The sequence below is a fragment of the Streptomyces spiroverticillatus genome (assembly GCA_014650415.1).
Lineage (GTDB): Bacteria > Actinomycetota > Actinomycetes > Streptomycetales > Streptomycetaceae > Streptomyces > Streptomyces spiroverticillatus.
In genome coordinates this window covers 22,664-38,537 of the sequence record BMUX01000006.1, presented here as the reverse complement: position 1 = coordinate 38,537, position 15,874 = coordinate 22,664, and the positions used below count along the sequence as shown (strand labels likewise).

9 protein-coding genes are annotated in these 15,874 nt (G+C 71.3%); 4 read left to right on the top strand and 5 right to left on the bottom strand.

Annotated elements, in window-relative coordinates:
• Window positions 1-99 precede the first annotated feature (99 nt).
• Window positions 100-3,063: a bifunctional glycosyltransferase/CDP-glycerol:glycerophosphate glycerophosphotransferase gene (locus tag IE269_RS17435; protein WP_189823931.1), complete on the top strand. Its 2,964-nt coding sequence runs from the start codon at window positions 100-102 to the stop codon at window positions 3,061-3,063.
• 75 nt (window positions 3,064-3,138) lie between these two features.
• Here the strand turns inward: IE269_RS17435 and IE269_RS17430 are convergent, their stop codons facing one another.
• The 4 genes from IE269_RS17430 to IE269_RS17415 form a co-directional block, all read right to left on the bottom strand.
• Entirely contained in the window at window positions 3,139-3,978 is an 840-nt protein-coding gene (locus IE269_RS17430) for a TylF/MycF/NovP-related O-methyltransferase (protein WP_189823930.1), read from the bottom strand.
• A gap of 65 nt (window positions 3,979-4,043) precedes the next feature.
• Window positions 4,044-5,642 (bottom strand): hypothetical protein, encoded by a 1,599-nt coding sequence (locus IE269_RS17425; RefSeq protein ID WP_189823929.1) that lies wholly within the window; start codon window positions 5,640-5,642, stop codon window positions 4,044-4,046.
• A gap of 142 nt (window positions 5,643-5,784) precedes the next feature.
• Entirely contained in the window at window positions 5,785-6,513 is a 729-nt protein-coding gene (locus tag IE269_RS17420; protein ID WP_189823928.1) for a class I SAM-dependent methyltransferase, read from the bottom strand.
• 130 nt (window positions 6,514-6,643) lie between these two features.
• Window positions 6,644-7,291: a TetR/AcrR family transcriptional regulator gene (locus IE269_RS17415; protein ID WP_189823927.1), complete on the bottom strand. Its 648-nt coding sequence runs from the start codon at window positions 7,289-7,291 to the stop codon at window positions 6,644-6,646.
• 185 nt (window positions 7,292-7,476) lie between these two features.
• Here IE269_RS17415 and IE269_RS17410 point away from each other — a divergent pair, with 185 nt between their 5' ends.
• From IE269_RS17410 to IE269_RS17400, 3 genes are all read left to right on the top strand, one after another.
• The gene (locus IE269_RS17410; RefSeq protein ID WP_189823926.1) at window positions 7,477-8,379 is read left to right on the top strand and encodes an ABC transporter permease; all 903 of its coding nucleotides are present in this window, start codon (window positions 7,477-7,479) and stop codon (window positions 8,377-8,379) included.
• Window positions 8,372-9,163, top strand: a complete 792-nt coding sequence (locus IE269_RS17405) for an ABC transporter ATP-binding protein (protein ID WP_189823925.1) — start codon at window positions 8,372-8,374, stop codon at window positions 9,161-9,163. The genes IE269_RS17410 and IE269_RS17405 overlap by 8 nt, the downstream gene beginning before the upstream one ends.
• Before the next feature lie 84 nt (window positions 9,164-9,247).
• The gene (locus IE269_RS17400) at window positions 9,248-10,507 is read left to right on the top strand and encodes a glycosyltransferase family 87 protein (protein WP_189823924.1); all 1,260 of its coding nucleotides are present in this window, start codon (window positions 9,248-9,250) and stop codon (window positions 10,505-10,507) included.
• An 84-nt stretch (window positions 10,508-10,591) separates the two neighbouring features.
• Here the strand turns inward: IE269_RS17400 and IE269_RS17395 are convergent, their stop codons facing one another.
• Entirely contained in the window at window positions 10,592-15,526 is a 4,935-nt protein-coding gene (locus tag IE269_RS17395) for an NAD-glutamate dehydrogenase (protein ID WP_189823923.1), read from the bottom strand.
• Window positions 15,527-15,874: the final 348 nt, after the last annotated feature.

The window sequence follows — 15,874 nt, the reverse complement described above, 5'->3', positions numbered from 1 at the left end:
GGCGTAACCGGCCTCGCACATGGCCCGTTGCCGGGCATACGGCCCGCCCGCCTTGTCGGGCGCGGCCCGCCCTGCCCGCGTCGACCCCATGGATGTGCCGTGCCCCGGTTCAGCGTGATCGTGCCCGCTTACCAGGTCCAGGAATACCTGGAGGAGTGCCTTGACTCGGTGCTGACCCAGTCCTTCGACGACTTCGAACTGATCGCGGTGGACGACTGCTCGCCGGACGCGTGCGGCGACCTCATCGACGAGTACGCCGCCCGCGACCCGCGTGTACGCCCCCTGCACCTGGCGGAGAACGGCGGCCTCGGCAACGCCCGCAACCTCGGCATGGAGCGGGCCCGCGGCGACTACCTGCTCTTCCTCGACAGCGACGACACCCTGGTGCCCGGCGCACTCCAGTCCATCTCCGACCGGCTGAAGGAGTCCGACTCGCCCGACGTCCTGGTCTTCGACTACGCCCGTACGTTCTGGAGCGGCGAGGTCGAACGCAACCAGTTCAGCAGCGAGTTGCACGAGGAGGGCCCCGCGTCCTTCCCGCTCGCGGACCGCCCCGGGCTGCTGCGCGTGCTGATGGTCGCCTGGAACAAGGCGTACCGCAGGGACTTCGTCGAGCGCGAGGGCTTCGTCTTCCCGTCCGGTTACTACGAGGACACCCCCTGGACCTACCCGGTCCTGATGTCGGCGGCCTCCCTCTCCACCCTGGACGAGGTGTGCGTGCACTACCGGCAGCGCCGGCAGGGCAACATCCTCTCCACCACCTCCCGCAAGCACTTCGACCTGTTCGACCAGTACGACCGGGTCTTCGCCTTCCTCGACTCCCGCCCGGAGCTGGCGGGTTGGCGGCCGGTCATCTACCGCCGCATGATCGACCACTTCGGTACGGTCTTCACGCGGCCGGGACGCCTCCCGAAGGGCAGCCGGGCGGAGTTCTTCCGCCGGGCCCGCGCCCACTGCCGCCAGTACCGCACCCCGGACACCGCCTCCCGCTTCCCCGCCCACCCCCGCGGAATCGCCTCCCGCAGCGCTTCGGCCCGCCGGGCGGCGGGGAGCGGGGCGGGGACGGACGTGGGGGCGGGGGGCGGTGGGGGCGCGGGTTCGGTTTCGGACTCCGGCACGGACGCGGGTTTGGGTGGGGGTGCGGGTTCGGGCACGGGTGCGGGTGCGGGTGCGGGCAAGCGCACCCCGGCCGCCCGGCGTGCGGCCACCCTGACCGCCACCGCCCGCCGCGCAGCCGCGTCCGCCTCCCGCCGCCTCGCCTCCACCACGCCCGACACCGGCAGCGCGGCCAAGGGCGCGGGGGCGGGGGCTGGCGCGGGCGCCGGGACGAGCGCGGGCAGGGGTTCGACAGCGGCCCCGGCCGCGCAGGCCGCGGTCACCCCCGGCCCGGAAGCCGCCGTCCCGCCCCAGGCCGGCAGCGGCGGGGTCACCGGGGGCTCCGGCGCCGGCAGCACCACCGGCGCCCGCTCCCGCCGCACCTCCGGGCGGACCACCCCCGGCACCGCCGCCGGTGACGCCGCCGCCCTGCGCCTGGTCACCGGCACGGGCCCGGGGTCCGGCGTCGGCGCCCCGGCCGCAGCCTTCCGCAGCCCCGGCGCCCCCGCCGCCCCGCGGATCGCCGCGCCCTCGCCCCGCACCCGGCTCCGGCAGGCGCTGGTGCGACTGGGCAGCCACCGCACGTACCGGGCACTCGCCCTCGTCCAGGCCGTGCGCCGCACCGTCACCTCCCGCACCCGCGCCCTGCTGCGCACCGTGCGGTCGGCCGCCATGCAGCTGCACTACCGCGTCCAACTGCGGCTGCCCGTCCGCGAGAACCAGGCCGTGTTCGCCGCGTACTGGAACCGCGGCTACTCCTGCAACCCGGCCGCGATCGAGGCGAAGGTCCGCGAACTCGCCCCGCACGTCCGCACCGCGTGGATCACGGGTCCCGCGCACGCCCACACCGTCCCCACCGGCACCCGCCGGCTGCGCCCCGGCTCGGCCGCGTACTGGAGCGCGCTGGCCCGCGCCAAGTACCTGGTGAACAACGTCAACTTCGACCACCGGCTCACCAAGCGCCCGGGCCAGGTCCTCCTGCAGACCCAGCACGGCACTCCGCTGAAGTCGATGGGCCTCGACCTCCAGGACCGCCCCGCCGCGGCCATGGACTTCGAGAAGCTGCTCGCGAACACCGACAAGTGGGACTACCTGCTGTCCTCCAACCGCCACTCCTCCCTCGTCTGGGGAAGGGCCTACCCCTCCGCCTACACCACCCTCGAACACGGGTATCCGCGCAACGACGTCTTCCAGAGCGCCACGGCCGACGACGTCGCCCGCATCCGCGCCTCGCTCAACATCCCCGAAGGCTCCACCGCCGTCCTCTACGCTCCGACGCACCGCGACTACCGGCGGACCCAGCGCCTGACGCTCGACCTCGAACGCATCGCCCGGTCCCTCGGGCCCCGGCACGTGATCCTGACCCGTGCCCACTACTTCGCCAACGGTCCGCTGCACCGGCCGAGTTCCCACAGCTCCGCCCGAATCGTCGATGTGAGCGAACATCACTCGATCGAGTCACTCTGCCTGGCCTCGGACGCCCTGATCACGGACTACTCGTCCCTGATGTTCGACTACGCCAACCTCGACCGGCCGATCGTCCTGCACATCGACGACTGGGAGGCCTACGAGGCGTCCCGCGGCACCTACTTCGACATCCGCGAGTTCCCGCCCGGTGCGATCGCCCGCACCGAGGACGAGCTGATCGACATCTTCCGGACCGGCCACTGGCGCGGTTCGCGCTCCGCCCAGCTGCGCGCCGCCTTCCGCGCCCGGTTCTGCCCGTTCGACGACGGGCACGCGGCGGAGCGTGTGGTGCGGCGCGTCTTCCTCGGCCAGACCGAGGGCCTGCCCCGCTTCGTACCGCTGGAGGACCGCACCCCGGCCCCCGCACCCGACAGCACCCCTCAGAGCCCCTTCCCCGCCGCCGACTTCCCCGGCACGCCCGAATCCGTACTGCCCTCCCAGCAGGACGCCAGGACCACCGCACAGGCCGTCGCGGACCTGCTCCCGGCGGAGCTGCGCTGAGCAGAGCGCGCAAAGACGGCTGAGGGGCCCGGCGGTTGTCCGCCGGGCCCCTCAGTCATGTCCGTCCTGTGCGCGTTACGGCTTGACCGCGATGCGCCCCTCGTCCATGCGCAGCAGCAGCAGCTGCTCGCCGGTCTCCTCCAGGAACTCGTCGACGGCCTGCCGCGAGCCCTGCCAGTACCCGTAGTCGTCGATGAGCAGCACGCCGCCGCTCACCAGACGCGAGTACAGGTGCTTCAGCTCGTGCTTGGTCGAGGCGTACCAGTCGGTGTCCAGGCGCAGGATCGAGATCTGCTCCGGGGCCTCGTCCGGGACGGTGTCCTCGACCTTGCCCTGCACGTAGTGCAGCCGCTCCTCGGGGTAAGGAACCTTCTCGAAGCCGGACTTGACGTCGTCCAGCGAGGCGACGGCCCAGATCGGCCGGTCCTTGCCGTAGACCTCCAGGAGCTCTGCGGCGGACTTGCCGTCGAGCCGCTTGTCCTCCTTGGTGGGCGGGGTCATGCCCTCGAACGTGTCGAAGAGGTAGAGCTCGCGGTCGTCGATGCCCTCGGCGAGGAGGGTCTTCGCGCAGGCCTGCATGGAGCCGCCGCGCCACACACCGCACTCCACGATCGCGCCGGGGATGTTGTGCTTGACGATGTGCCGGGTGGCCAGGATGAAGGCGTTGAGCCGCTCGGGAGAGGTCATCGAGTACGGCTTCACCGCACGGATGATCTCCTTCGCCCCGTCGTCGTAGTCGGCGGGCAGTTCAAGGACGTTGGGCTTGGGGCTGGGCTTCGGCTTGGGCGCGGGGGCCGGGACGACGGCCGCGGGGCGGGCCGCCTGACGGGGACGTTGGCCTGGAACCGGGACGCGTCGCAGCTGGTAACCGGTCAGTTGCTGAAGGACGCCATTCACGGCGTTACGCCATACCATGCGCACGGACAGTACGCGGAAATAGCGCCGTCCGCCTATATCTCGTCAACATCCGGCCACTTGGTTTACGTGCTTCGGCAGTGCAGGTCCACCCGTACGAGACGTGACTTGTCCGGACCTGTGGCCACCGTAAAGAACCCCTGACCAGGGGGAATTGACTGTCGCCAGGTCAGCAGCAGCCAATCGGCGCCCGCGCTGCACACGGCTTTTCGGCGCAGACGCGCATCAGTTCGGCCACTCAGCGCACGTTCCACGTCGGCGGCTCTTCGGTCGCTCTCCGCCACGGGGATCTCCGGTTGCGGCCAGGCGGGCTTCACCGTGTAGGCGCCGTAGCCGGGGAGCATCCGCTCCGCCACATAGTGGTCGGTCAACACCACGTCCCCCCGGTGCACATGGCGCATCACCCATTCCAGGTCCGGCCACGGCGGCAGGAACCGCACACGGTCGGCGAACGCACGCGGCACCAGGTCGGCGGGCAGCAGGTAGAGGACCGCCCCCGCCTGCGCGCAGGCGCCGAGCGGCAGCGCCACGGCGAGCACGGCGGCGAGCAGGGTGCGGCGGATCCGCTCGACCCGCGCGCGCGGCCACCGGGCGCACACCTCGACGGCGACGGCGCACTGGAGCCCGAGCAGCAGGTACGGCAGCACGCGCCCCCAGGTGTAGTGCCCGGTGCACCATCCGGCGGCGGTGACGGCCGCGGTGCCCAGGCACAGGAGCACCAGGGGATCGCGCCGCGAGCGCCGGTACCGGCGCAGCAGGACGGGTGCGGCGATCAGCGCCAGCCCGTACCGCTCGGGCATCGCCTGGTAGGCCACGACGTGGAAGTGGTCCAGCGCCGAGGAGTCGGGCACCGACAGGACGTTCCCGTACGGCCACAGCAGCAGCGGGAGCACCGCGCCGGCGGCGGCTGCGGCACCGCGCGCGAGGATGCCCCGGTCGCGTCCTCGCACCGTACCGGCGCACACCGCGGCGCAGCCGATCAGCGCCCCCACCGCCATCACCGGGTGGATGAGCACCAGCACGGCGGCCAGCAGCCCGGTGACCGCCCAGTGCCGCACACCGGTGTGCCCGCGCGTCGCCCGCATGAGGCGCGCCCACAGGTACAGCCCGAGCGCGAGGGCGAACATGCTCGGGTATGACAGTGACAGGCACAGTGCCGACAGGGAGGTGTGGCCGCTCCACAGGAACAGTTGCGTCCCCCACAGGAAGAGCATGCACAGGGTGGCGAACACCGGTGCCCAGGCGCGGGAGGACAGGGTGCGCACGAAGCAGCGCAGGGCGGCGATCAGGGCGACGCCGTTGGCCGTGGCGCAGACGCTCATCGTCGCGAGCGTCGGCAGGCCCGTCAGCCGTGCGAGGAGGGCCGCCAGGACGGTGTAGGGCGTGTAGTACGGGCTGCTGTCGCCGGGGCGGGCGACGAGCGGGCTGCCGGGGTCGGAGAGGTTCTGGGTGAGCCGCTCGACGACCGCCGCGTGCTGCCCCAGGTCGCCGATCCAGGGCAGCCGCCAGGCGATGCACACCAGGAAGCAGACGACGGCGCCGAGCACCAGGTCCGGTGCCGGGGGCAGCCGCCGCACAGGCGCCGGCGCGGGGCGGTGGCGGGGGGCGGCAGGGTGCGTGCCACGCGCCGCCGTGCGGGGCGCGGCGGGGGATGCGACGGCCATGCGGGGGCGCCCTCCGGAGGGGATCGATGTCCCCGTCACCCTGCAACGGGCCGGTGGGCGCCCTCGGGATGCGACGTGCGGGCATCCGGGTGACCACCGGGCGTGACGGCCGCCCGGTGGTCCGCTGTTCCGGGAGGGGCGGCTACTGCACCGGCTCGGCGGCGGGGGCGGGCACCTGCTTGGGGCGTCCGGCCAGCTTGCGGTCCGGGTGGGCGCCCGGGGCGGGGATGCCCTCGACGCCGCCGATGTGGTTGGCCCAGCGGATCGTCACCTCGCGCACGACCGCCCGCGAGATGCGGTACGGCAGGTGGGGCGCCCGGCTCGGCTTGCGGAAGACGCCGACCGAGTCGCCCCAGTAGGCGTGCTTGGCGTCGATGGCCTGGTAGTCGTGCCGGATGCCCTTCATGGGCGGGAAGTCGGTGAACGCCTCGCGCAGTTCGAGCCCGCAGTAGGCGGCCATCGCGCGGAAGCCGTCGGGGTAGTAGCGCCAGCAGTCCTGTGCGTCATGGGCGTTGCCGCGCGAGGGGGCGGTGATGAAGGCATGCCCGCCGGGCCGCAGCACCCGGCCGATCTCCATGATGGAGGCCCAGAAGAACGGGATGTGCTCGAAGGCCTGCCCGGAGATGACGATGTCGGCGCTGCGCGACTTCAGCGGGATGCGGTACGGGTCGGCCATGACCCGGTCCACGTTCGGCCCGTCGAGGACGTCGACGCCGACGTAGTCCACCTTGTGGTCCGCCAACAGGGCGCGGTGGGTGAGGCTTTGCCCCGGCGAAATCCGCGACCCCAGGTCGACGACGCGGTGTCGCTTGGTCAGGGGCATGTACTCCTTCACACAGAGCGCCATCTGGTCGTAAGCGGACTGGTGCATGGTTCTCTCCCTGTGACGTCAACTCATGGAGGATGCCGCACCACGGCGGCGCCCCCATTGTTGCCGTCAACGTCCGCGCGTGTGTCGGCCGTCCACGATTCTCGTCATCTTCCCCGCACCACCTGCCCGTTCAGGCGGTGAGCGCGGCGACGGCCGCCTTCGCGAGGTCATCCATGTGGGTGTCGTACCCCTCGGGCCCCTCTGTGGTTTCGGTCCGTACGACGACCATCCGCCAGTACAGCGGGCCGGCCACCAGTTCCAGGACGCGGTCGACGTCCGTCCCCTCGGGCAGGTCGCCGCGTGCGACGGCGTCCCGGACGAGTCCGGCGGCGACACCGCGGCGGGGGTCGAGCAGGGCGGCGCGGATGGCTTCGGCGATCTCCGGGTTGCGGACGGCCTCGACCAGCAGGTCGGGGATCACCTGGGAGGCGACGGGGTGGCGCAGGGCGTGCGCGAGGACCTCGATCAGGGCGCGTACGTCGCCGTACAGGGAGCCCGTGGCGGGGGCTGGGAGGCCCTGTGCGGCGACGGCGGACACCAGGTCGAGGACGAGGTGCAGTTTGGAGCTCCAGCGCCGGTAGACGGCCGTCTTGCCGACGCCCGCACGGCGGGCGATGCCCTCGATGGACATGCGGGCGTAGCCGACGGCGGCCAGTTCGGCGAAGACGGCGGCGCGGATGGCCTCGGTGACGTCCTCGCGCAGCACCGCGGCCCCGGCGGGGGCTCGCTTGGCGGGGCCTGCTCCTGCGGCGTCCGGGGTCTTCGGGTCGGTCGTCATGGCCGAAATCCTAGCGTCACGACGGAACGGTTGCGTTTCGACGTCGATGCGTCCTACTGTCGACGCCACGACGATACGGTCCCGTCCCGACGCTCTCGCCGCTCGGCACCACGCCGCCCGGCGCAGGACGTCCGGCGTCCTCCCACGCCTGCGACAAAACCGGCGCACCGAGCGAAAGCAGCCCCATGGCCACCTCCACCGCCCCGCCCCGCCCGCTCCCGCCCGACCTCACCGCCTACGCCCTCGCGCACGGCCTCACCGTCAGCGGCGCCCGCCCCGGTCTGCGGCAGTACGTCCACCAGCTGTGGTCGCGGCGGCACTTCGTCGCGGCCTTCGCCACCGCGCGGCTCACCGCGCAGTACAGCGGCGCCCGGCTCGGCCAGCTGTGGCAGGTGCTGACGCCGCTGCTGAACGCGGCGGTGTACTACTTCGTGTTCGGCGAGCTGATGCACACCAAGGACGACGTCAGCGACTTCGTGCCGTTCCTGGTGACCGGCGTCTTCGTGTGGTCGTTCACGCAGAGCACCCTGATGGCGGGCGCCCGCGCCATCAGCGGCAACCTCGGCCTGGTGCGCGCGCTGCACTTCCCGCGCGCCGCACTGCCCGTCTCCTACGCCCTGCAACAGCTCCAGCAGCTGCTGATCTCGCTGGGCGTGCTGGCCGCCGTCCTGGTGTGCTGCGGGCAGCTCCCGCGCCCCTCCTGGCTGCTGGTGGTGCCTGCCCTGGCGCTCCAGACCCTCTTCAACACCGGTGTGGCGCTGGTGCTGGCCCGGCTGGCGGCCCGCACACCGGACCTGGCGCAACTGCTGCCGTTCCTGCTGCGCACCTGGATGTACACGTCCGGGGTGATGTGGAGCGTGGCGCAGCTCGTCCGGGGCGACAGCGTCCCGGGCGTGGTGCGCGTGCTCCTGGAGTGCAATCCGGCGGCCGTGTACATCGCACTGGTGCGGTACGCCCTGATCGACAGCTACGGCACCGCGCAGCTCCCGGCGCACGTGTGGGCGTTGGCCGCCGCCTGGGCGCTCGTCGCGGGCGCGGGCGGCTTCGTGCACTTCTGGCGCGCGGAAGAGAGGTACGGCCGTGGTTGAGCACCCGCAGACCGCCGAGGAATCCCCCACCGTCGTCGTGGACGGCCTGCACGTCACCTACCGCGTGCACGGGGCGGGTTCGGGCCGGGGGAACGCCGTCAGGGCCCTGCGCGGGCTGCTCTCCCGCGCACCCTCCCCCGCCGTGCGCACGGTGCACGCGGTCAAGGGCGTCAGTTTCGTCGCGCACAAGGGCGAGGCGATCGGGCTGATCGGCTCCAACGGCTCCGGCAAGTCCACCCTCCTCAAGGCGGTCGCCGGCCTCCTGCCCGCCGACCGGGGCCGGGTGCTCACCCGGGGCCAGCCCTCCCTGCTGGGCGTGAACGCCGCATTGTTGAACGATCTGACGGGTGAACGAAACGTCGTCCTCGGCACTCTCGCGATGGGCATGTCCCGCCAGGAGGTCGCCGAGCGCTACGACTCCATCGTCGAGTTCTCCGGCATCAACGAGAAGGGCGACTTCGTCTCGCTGCCGATGAACACCTACTCCTCCGGCATGTCGGCCCGCCTGAAGTTCTCCATCGCCGCCGCCAAGACCCACGAGGTGCTCCTGATCGACGAGGCCCTGTCCACCGGCGACTCCCGCTTCCAGGAGCGCAGCCGCCGCCGCATCGCCGAACTGCGCGAACAGGCGGGCACGGTGTTCCTGGTCAGCCACCACCACAAGACCGTCACCGAGACCTGCGACCGGGCCCTGTGGCTGGAGTCGGGCACACTGCGGATGGACGGACCCGCCGACGAGGTGGTGGCCGCCTACGAACAGTCGGTCGCCGCAAAAGGCAGGTGACCGCACTCCCGGGCACGGACCGACGGCGGCTCACGGCCCGGGCCTGACGGCTGTTCCGGGCACGGGCGTTCTAAAATCCCGGCGATGACGCCCCCGCAGCTCGCCCCCAGCGCCCCGGTCGCCCAGACGGCCCCCGGGTCCCCTCCCCGGCCCTCGCCCGTCCGCCTGGCCGCCGTGTGGGTCCTCACCCGCACCCTCCAGGTCCTGCTGGTCTCGGAGGTGTTCGGCCGGGTCGGCGACGGCATCAACGGCGAGGTGCACCGGATCTACCGCACCTGGTACGAGCAACTGCTCACCGGCGCCTTCCCGTTGGACGACGTGATGTGGCAGTACCCGCCGGGCGCCGCCCTGGTGATCCTGTCACCGGCGCTGGTGCCAGGACTGAGCTACTTCCAGGCGTTCGTCGCGCTCACCCTCCTCGTCGACGCGGTGGTCACCGCCGCACTGGTGCGCGCGGGACGCCCGCAGGGACGCCTCGCGGGCGCCTGGGTGTGGGTGGCCGGGCTGCCACTGCTGCTGCACGTGCCGCTGGTGCGGTACGACGTCCAGGTGACCGCCCTGGCGGTCCTCTCGCTGCTGGCGCTGCGCGCACGGCCGGTGCTGGCCGGGTCGCTGGCCGCCGTCGGCGCGCTGGTGAAGGTGTGGCCGGCGCTGGCGCTGCTGGGCGCACCCCGGGGACGTACCACCAAGACGGCCTGGGGTTCGGCCGTGGTGTCGGCCGCGGCGCTGCTGGGGGTGCTGGCGCTGGCGTTCTCGCACACCTTCGACTTCTTGCGCCAGCAGGGCAACAGGGGCGTGCAGATCGAGTCGCTGGGCGGCACCGTGCTGGCGCTCGCCCGGCTCGTCGGAGCGCCGTACGAAGGGGCCTACCGGGTCGAGTACCGCTACGGAGCGATGGAGTACCTCGGCCCGTACGTGTCCACCGTCGCGCACGTCTCCCTGGCGCTGACGGTGGCGGCGTTCGGCTGGCTGCTGCTGTGGCGGGTGAAGGCGCGGCGCTGGACACCGGCGACGGCGTGCGACGCGGCCCTGTGCGCGGTGCTGCTGTTCGTGGTCACCAGCCGGGTGATCAGCCCGCAGTACATGATCTGGCTGATCGGGCTGTCGGCGGTGTGCATGACGCTGCGCGAGAGCGTGCTGCGCCCGGTGGTGAAGCTCCTGCTGGTGGCGTCCTTCGTGAGTACTCTCGCCTACCCGCTGGCGTACGGGCAGGTGACGTCGGGGACGGTGTACGGCTGCCTGCTGATGCTCGTACGCAACGGACTGCTGGTGGCCGCCGCGGTGCTGGCGTGCCGCCGGCTGTGGGCGTCGACGGTGAAGCAACCCAGAACCGTGACGCAGTAAGCAACCCGAAACCGTGACGCAGTAAGTACGGCGCGAGGGGCCCGCCACAAAGTGGTGGGCCCCTCGCCTCAGTGCTCTACCGGATCAGACCCGGTTGCGCAGCAGCGTGCGCATGGTGCGCATCGCCACCGACAGGTTCGCCAGGTCGAAGTCGTCCGAGCCCTGGATCTCCTCCAGGGTGGAACGCGCGCGTCCCAGCAGGGCCGCGTTCTTCTCCTCCCACGCCTTGTAGCGCTGCTCCGGGGTGGAGCTGCCGTTCCCGACGGACAGCACGTCCTGGGTCAGACCGGCGTGGGCGGCGTACAGGTCCTCGCGGATGGAGGCGCGGGCCATGGACTGCCAGCGGTCGGCGCGCGGCAGCTCGATGATGCGGTCCATCAACTGCGTGATGCCGAGCCGGTCACCGAGGTCGTAGTACACCTCGGCGACGTCCATCGGGTCCTTGTCGAGGCGGTCGGCGATGGCCACCACGTCGAGGATCGGGAAGGCCGAGGAGAAGCCCGCCACGCGCAGTGCCAGGTCCTCCGGCACACCGGCGGCGGTCAGCTCGGCGAGGATGCCCTGGTACCACTCCAGGTCCGCGCCGCGCAGCAGCTTCGGCAGGTCGTCCCAGACGCGCGCCACGCCCGCGCTGAAGAACTCGACGGTCTCGCCGATCTCCAGCGGCTGCGGACGGTTGCCGAGCAGCCAGCGGGTGCCGCGCTCGACCAGGCGCCGCGAGTGCAGCCGGATCTGCGTCTGGACGTCGGCGGCGACCTGGTTGTCGAGCGCCTCGACGGCCTCCCAGACGTCGCTGAGACCGAAGATGGCCCGGGCCGCGAACTGCGCCCGCACGACTTCCTCGATGGACGCGCCGGTCTCCTCGCGCAGCCGGTGCAGGAAGGTCGAACCACCGGTGTTGACGGTGTCGTTGACCAGCACCGTGGTGATGATCTCGCGGCGCAGGGCGTGCGCGTCGATCTGCTCGGCGAACTTCTCCCGCAGGGCGGCGGGGAAGTACTCGTGCAGCAGCACCCGCAGGTGCGGGTCGTCGGGCAGCCCCGTGGAGATCAGCTCGTCCGCGACGGTGATCTTCGTGTACGCGAGCAGGACGGCCAGCTCCGGCTGCGACAGCCCCTTGGAATTGTTCAACAATTCCCGGATCTGGCGGTCGTTGGGCAGGAACTCCAGCGCCCGGTCCAGGTGACCGTCACGGGTGAGGCGGCGCATGAAGCGCTGGTGCGCGTGCAGCAGCGACGGCGACTGGGCGACGGCGTTCGCCAGGGCGGTGTTCTGCGCGTAGTTGTTGCGCAGCACCAGGGTGCCGACCTCGTCGGTCATTTCGGCGAGCAGCTTGTTGCGCTGCTTGACCGTCATGTCGCCGTCGGTGACGAGCGCGTTGAGCAGGATCTTGATGTTCACCTCGTGGTCGGAGGTGTCCACGCCGGCGCTGTTGTCGATGGCGTCGGTGTTGATCCGGCCGCCCTCGCGGGCGAACTCGATGCGGCCGAGTTGGGTGGCGCCCAGGTTGCCGCCCTCGCCGACGACCTTGACCCGCAGGTCCTCGCCGTTGACGCGGATCGCGTCGTTCGCCTTGTCGCCGACGTCGGCGTTGGATTCGGCGGACGACTTGACGTACGTACCGATGCCGCCGTTCCACAGCAGGTCGACCGGCGCCTTGAGGATGGCCTGCATGAGGTCGGCCGGGGTCATCTTGGAGACGCCCGCCTCCAGCCCCAGGGCCTCGCGCATCGCGGCGTTGACCGGGATGGACTTGGCGCTGCGCGGGTGGATGCCGCCGCCCTGCGAGAGGAGGTCCTTGTTGTAGTCGGCCCAGGAGCTGCGCGGCAGCTCGAACAGGCGACGGCGCTCGGCGTAGGAGACGGCCGCGTCCGGGTTCGGGTCGATGAAGATGTGCCGGTGGTCGAATGCGGCCACCAGCCGGATGTGCTCGGACAGCAGCATGCCGTTGCCGAACACGTCACCCGACATGTCGCCGACACCGACGACCGTGAAGTCCTCGGTCTGGGTGTCGTGCCCGAGCTCGCGGAAGTGCCGCTTGACGGACTCCCAGGCACCGCGGGCGGTGATGCCCATGCCCTTGTGGTCGTAGCCGACCGAGCCGCCGGACGCGAAGGCGTCCCCGAGCCAGAAGTTGTACGCGATCGCGATCTCGTTGGCGATGTCGGAGAACGTCGCGGTGCCCTTGTCGGCGGCGACCACGAGGTACGTGTCGTCCTCGTCGTGCCGTACGACGTCCTTCGGGGGCACGACCTCACCGGCGACCATGTTGTCGGTGATGTCGAGCAGCGCCGAGATGAAGGTCTTGTACGAGGCGATGCCCTCGGCCAGCCACGCGTCGCGGTCCACCGACGGGTCCGGGAGGTTCTTCGCGACGAAGCCGCCCTTGGCGCCGACCGGCACGATGACGGTGTTCTTCACCATCTGCGCCTTGACCAGGCCGAGCACCTCGGTGCGGAAGTCCTCGCGCCGGTCGGACCAGCGCAGACCACCGCGGGCGACCTTGCCGAAGCGCAGGTGCACACCCTCCACACGCGGCGAGTACACCCAGATCTCGTACGCCGGTCGCGGCGCGGGGAGGTCGGGGATCGCCTGCGGGTCGAACTTCATCGACACGTACGCGTGCGGCTTCCCGCCGTCCGCCTTCTGGAAGAAGTTGGTGCGCAGCGTCGCCTTGATGACGGTCAGGAAGGAGCGCAGGATGCGGTCCTCGTCGAGCGAGGCGACCTGCTCCAGCGCGCCGTCCAGCTCTTCGAGCAGCCCGTCGATGAGCTCGGTACCGGCCTTCTGCCGCTCCGGCGACATGCGCGCCTCGAACAGGGAGACCAGCAGCCGGGTGGTGTGGACGTTGTTGCGGAGGGTGTCCTCCATGTAGTCCTGGCTGAAGGTCGACTTCGCCTGCCGCAGGTACTTGGCGTACGCGCGCAGCACGACCGCCTGACGCCAGGTCAGCCCGGCGCGCAGCACCAGCGAGTTGAAGCCGTCGTTCTCGGCGGCACCCGTCCACACGGCCGCGAAGGCGTCCTGGAAGCGCTCGCGGGCGTCGTCGGCGAGGTAGTCGCCGCCGCCCGGGTTCTGCGGCATGCGCAGCCCGAAGTCGTAGATCCAGGCGTGCGTACGGTCCGCGCAGCGCAGCTCGTACGGACGCTCGTCGACGACCTCGACGCCCAGCAGCTGGAGCACGGGCAGCACGGCGGACAGGGAGACCTGCTCGCCGGTGCGGTAGATCTTGAAGCGGCGCTCGCCGGGGCCGGCGCCCACGGGCTCGTACAGGCTGAGCGCGAAGTCCTTGACGCCCTGGCTGAGCTGTTCCAGGTGCACCAGGTCGGCGACGGCGGCGCGCGGCGAGTGGTCGGCCTTGTAGCCCTCGGGGAAGGCGTGACCGTACCGGCGCAGCAGTTCGGCGGCGCGCTCCTCGCCGAGTTCGGCGTTGAGGGCCTCGGCGAAGCCGTCGGACCAGGAGCGGGCGGCCTCCGCGAGGCGGGCCTCGATGCGCTCGACGTCGGCCTCGGTGAGGACGGTCAGCTCGGTGCCCGGCTCGACGCGGACGACGAAGTGCAGCCGGGAGAGGATCGACTCGGTGTTCCAGGCGGTGAAGTCGACGCTGGTGCCGCCGAGCTCCTCCTTGAGGATGTCGATCAGGCGCAGGCGCACACCGGTGGTGTAGCGGTCGCGCGGCAGGTAGACGATCGCCGAGTAGTAGCGGCCGTACTCGTCCTGGCGCAGGTACAGCCGCAGCCGGCGGCGCTCCTGGAGGTAGAGCACGGACGTGACGACGGAGCGCAGCTGGTCGACGGGCGTCTGGAACAGCTCGTCGCGCGGGTAGGTCTCCAGGATCTGGAGCAGGTCGCGGCCGTCGTGGCTGTTGGCGGTGAAGCCGGCGCCTTCGAGGACCTCGGCGACCTTGCGCCGGATCACAGGCACGCGGCGCACCGACTCGGTGTACGCGGCGGAGGAGAACAGGCCGAGGAAACGGCGCTCGCCCACCACGTTGCCCTCGGCGTCGAACTTCTTCACACCGACGTAGTCGAGGTAGGAGGGGCGGTGCACGGTGGCGCGGCTGTTGGCCTTGGTGAGCACCAGGAGCTTGTGCTCGCGGGCCTTGGCGCGGGCGTCGGCGGGCAGCCGGGAGAACGACGGGGAGACGGGGTGCGTCTCGTCGTCCTCGTGGTGCTGCGGGTCGGAGCGCAGCACACCGAGACCGGTGCCGGGGACGGCTGCGAGGGAATCGTCGCCGGTCAGCTCGTACTCTCGGTAGCCGAGGAAGGTGAAGTGGTCGGCGGCCAGCCAGCGCAGCAGCTCGCGGGCCTCCTCGACCTCCTGGTCGGGGAGGTCGGCGGCCTTGGGCTCGCCGGGCAGCTCGTCGGCGATGCGCAGCGCGCTGTCGCGCATCTTCTCCCAGTCCTCGACGGCCTCGCGGACGTCGGACAGGACGCGCAGCAGATCGGCGGTGATCTGCTTGAGGTCGCCGCGGTCGGTCTCGCGGTCCATCTCGACGTGGATCCACGACTCGACGATCGCGTCGTGCGGCAGCTCGCCGGTGATCTGCTTGGCGAGCACCTCGATGAGCTTGCCGGTCACGTCACGGCGCACCAGCACCTGCGGGTGGATGACGACGTGGATGCCACGGCCCTGGCGGGAGAGCTCGTTGGTCACCGAGTCGACGAGGAAGGGCATGTCGTCGGTCACGACTTCCACGACCGAGTGACTGCACGTCCACCCGTTCTCCTCGACGGTCGGGGTGTGCACCCGTACGTTCGCCGTGCCCTGCGGGCGGTTCGCCGCCAGCCGGTAGTGCGAAAGCGCCGCTCCGAAGACGTCGACCGGGTCGCGGTCGCTGAGGTCCTCCGGGGCGGTATGCAGGTAGTAGCGCTGGAGGTACGCGAGAAGCGCGTCCTGGTCGGGCGCCCCTTCGCTCTCGGACCCAGTCGGAGTTAGTCCCCCCGCCGGGCTGTTCTCAGCTACCCGGGCCGCCCGTGCGAGCAGCTCGGCCTTGGCTTCGTCCAGCTTGGTCTGCATGTCCTCTGGCTCCTGTCGCGCGCCGTTGCGTGACGTAGGTGGTGAAGAAAGCACAACGCCACGACGCGGGGTTTCCGGTCGCTGTCGACGTTATGCCGCGAAGTGGGATAGCGATGACACCCGGGCCGGACGCCGGTGTGGGCGTCGTGTCCGGGGTCGGAGAACCAGCGAAGGCCCGGGCACGGTAGTGCGCCGGGCGAAGGCCGGGGGCTGCACCGCCCCCGAGGCGTATCGCGCTGATCACGGCACCAGGCTATCCCTCCTTGCCCGGGAGGCGTTATTCGCGGGGCGTTGGACAAAGTGCGGAGGAGTTCGACGCTTTGTCCATTCCGGCGCAGGGGCCCCGTG

Bases quoted from the DNA above. Each gene is read 5' to 3' on its own strand.
- IE269_RS17410 (WP_189823926.1), top strand. From the start codon at position 7,477: ATGGCCACCTCCACCGCCCCGCCCCGCCCGCTCCCGCCCGACCTCACC.
- IE269_RS17415 (WP_189823927.1), bottom strand. From the start codon at position 7,291: ATGACGACCGACCCGAAGACCCCGGACGCCGCAGGAGCAGGCCCCGCC.
- IE269_RS17430 (WP_189823930.1), bottom strand. From the start codon at position 3,978: ATGGTATGGCGTAACGCCGTGAATGGCGTCCTTCAGCAACTGACCGGT.
- IE269_RS17420 (WP_189823928.1), bottom strand. From the start codon at position 6,513: ATGCACCAGTCCGCTTACGACCAGATGGCGCTCTGTGTGAAGGAGTAC.
- IE269_RS17400 (WP_189823924.1), top strand. From the start codon at position 9,248: ATGACGCCCCCGCAGCTCGCCCCCAGCGCCCCGGTCGCCCAGACGGCC.
- IE269_RS17425 (WP_189823929.1), bottom strand. From the start codon at position 5,642: ATGGCCGTCGCATCCCCCGCCGCGCCCCGCACGGCGGCGCGTGGCACG.
- IE269_RS17395 (WP_189823923.1), bottom strand. From the start codon at position 15,526: ATGCAGACCAAGCTGGACGAAGCCAAGGCCGAGCTGCTCGCACGGGCG.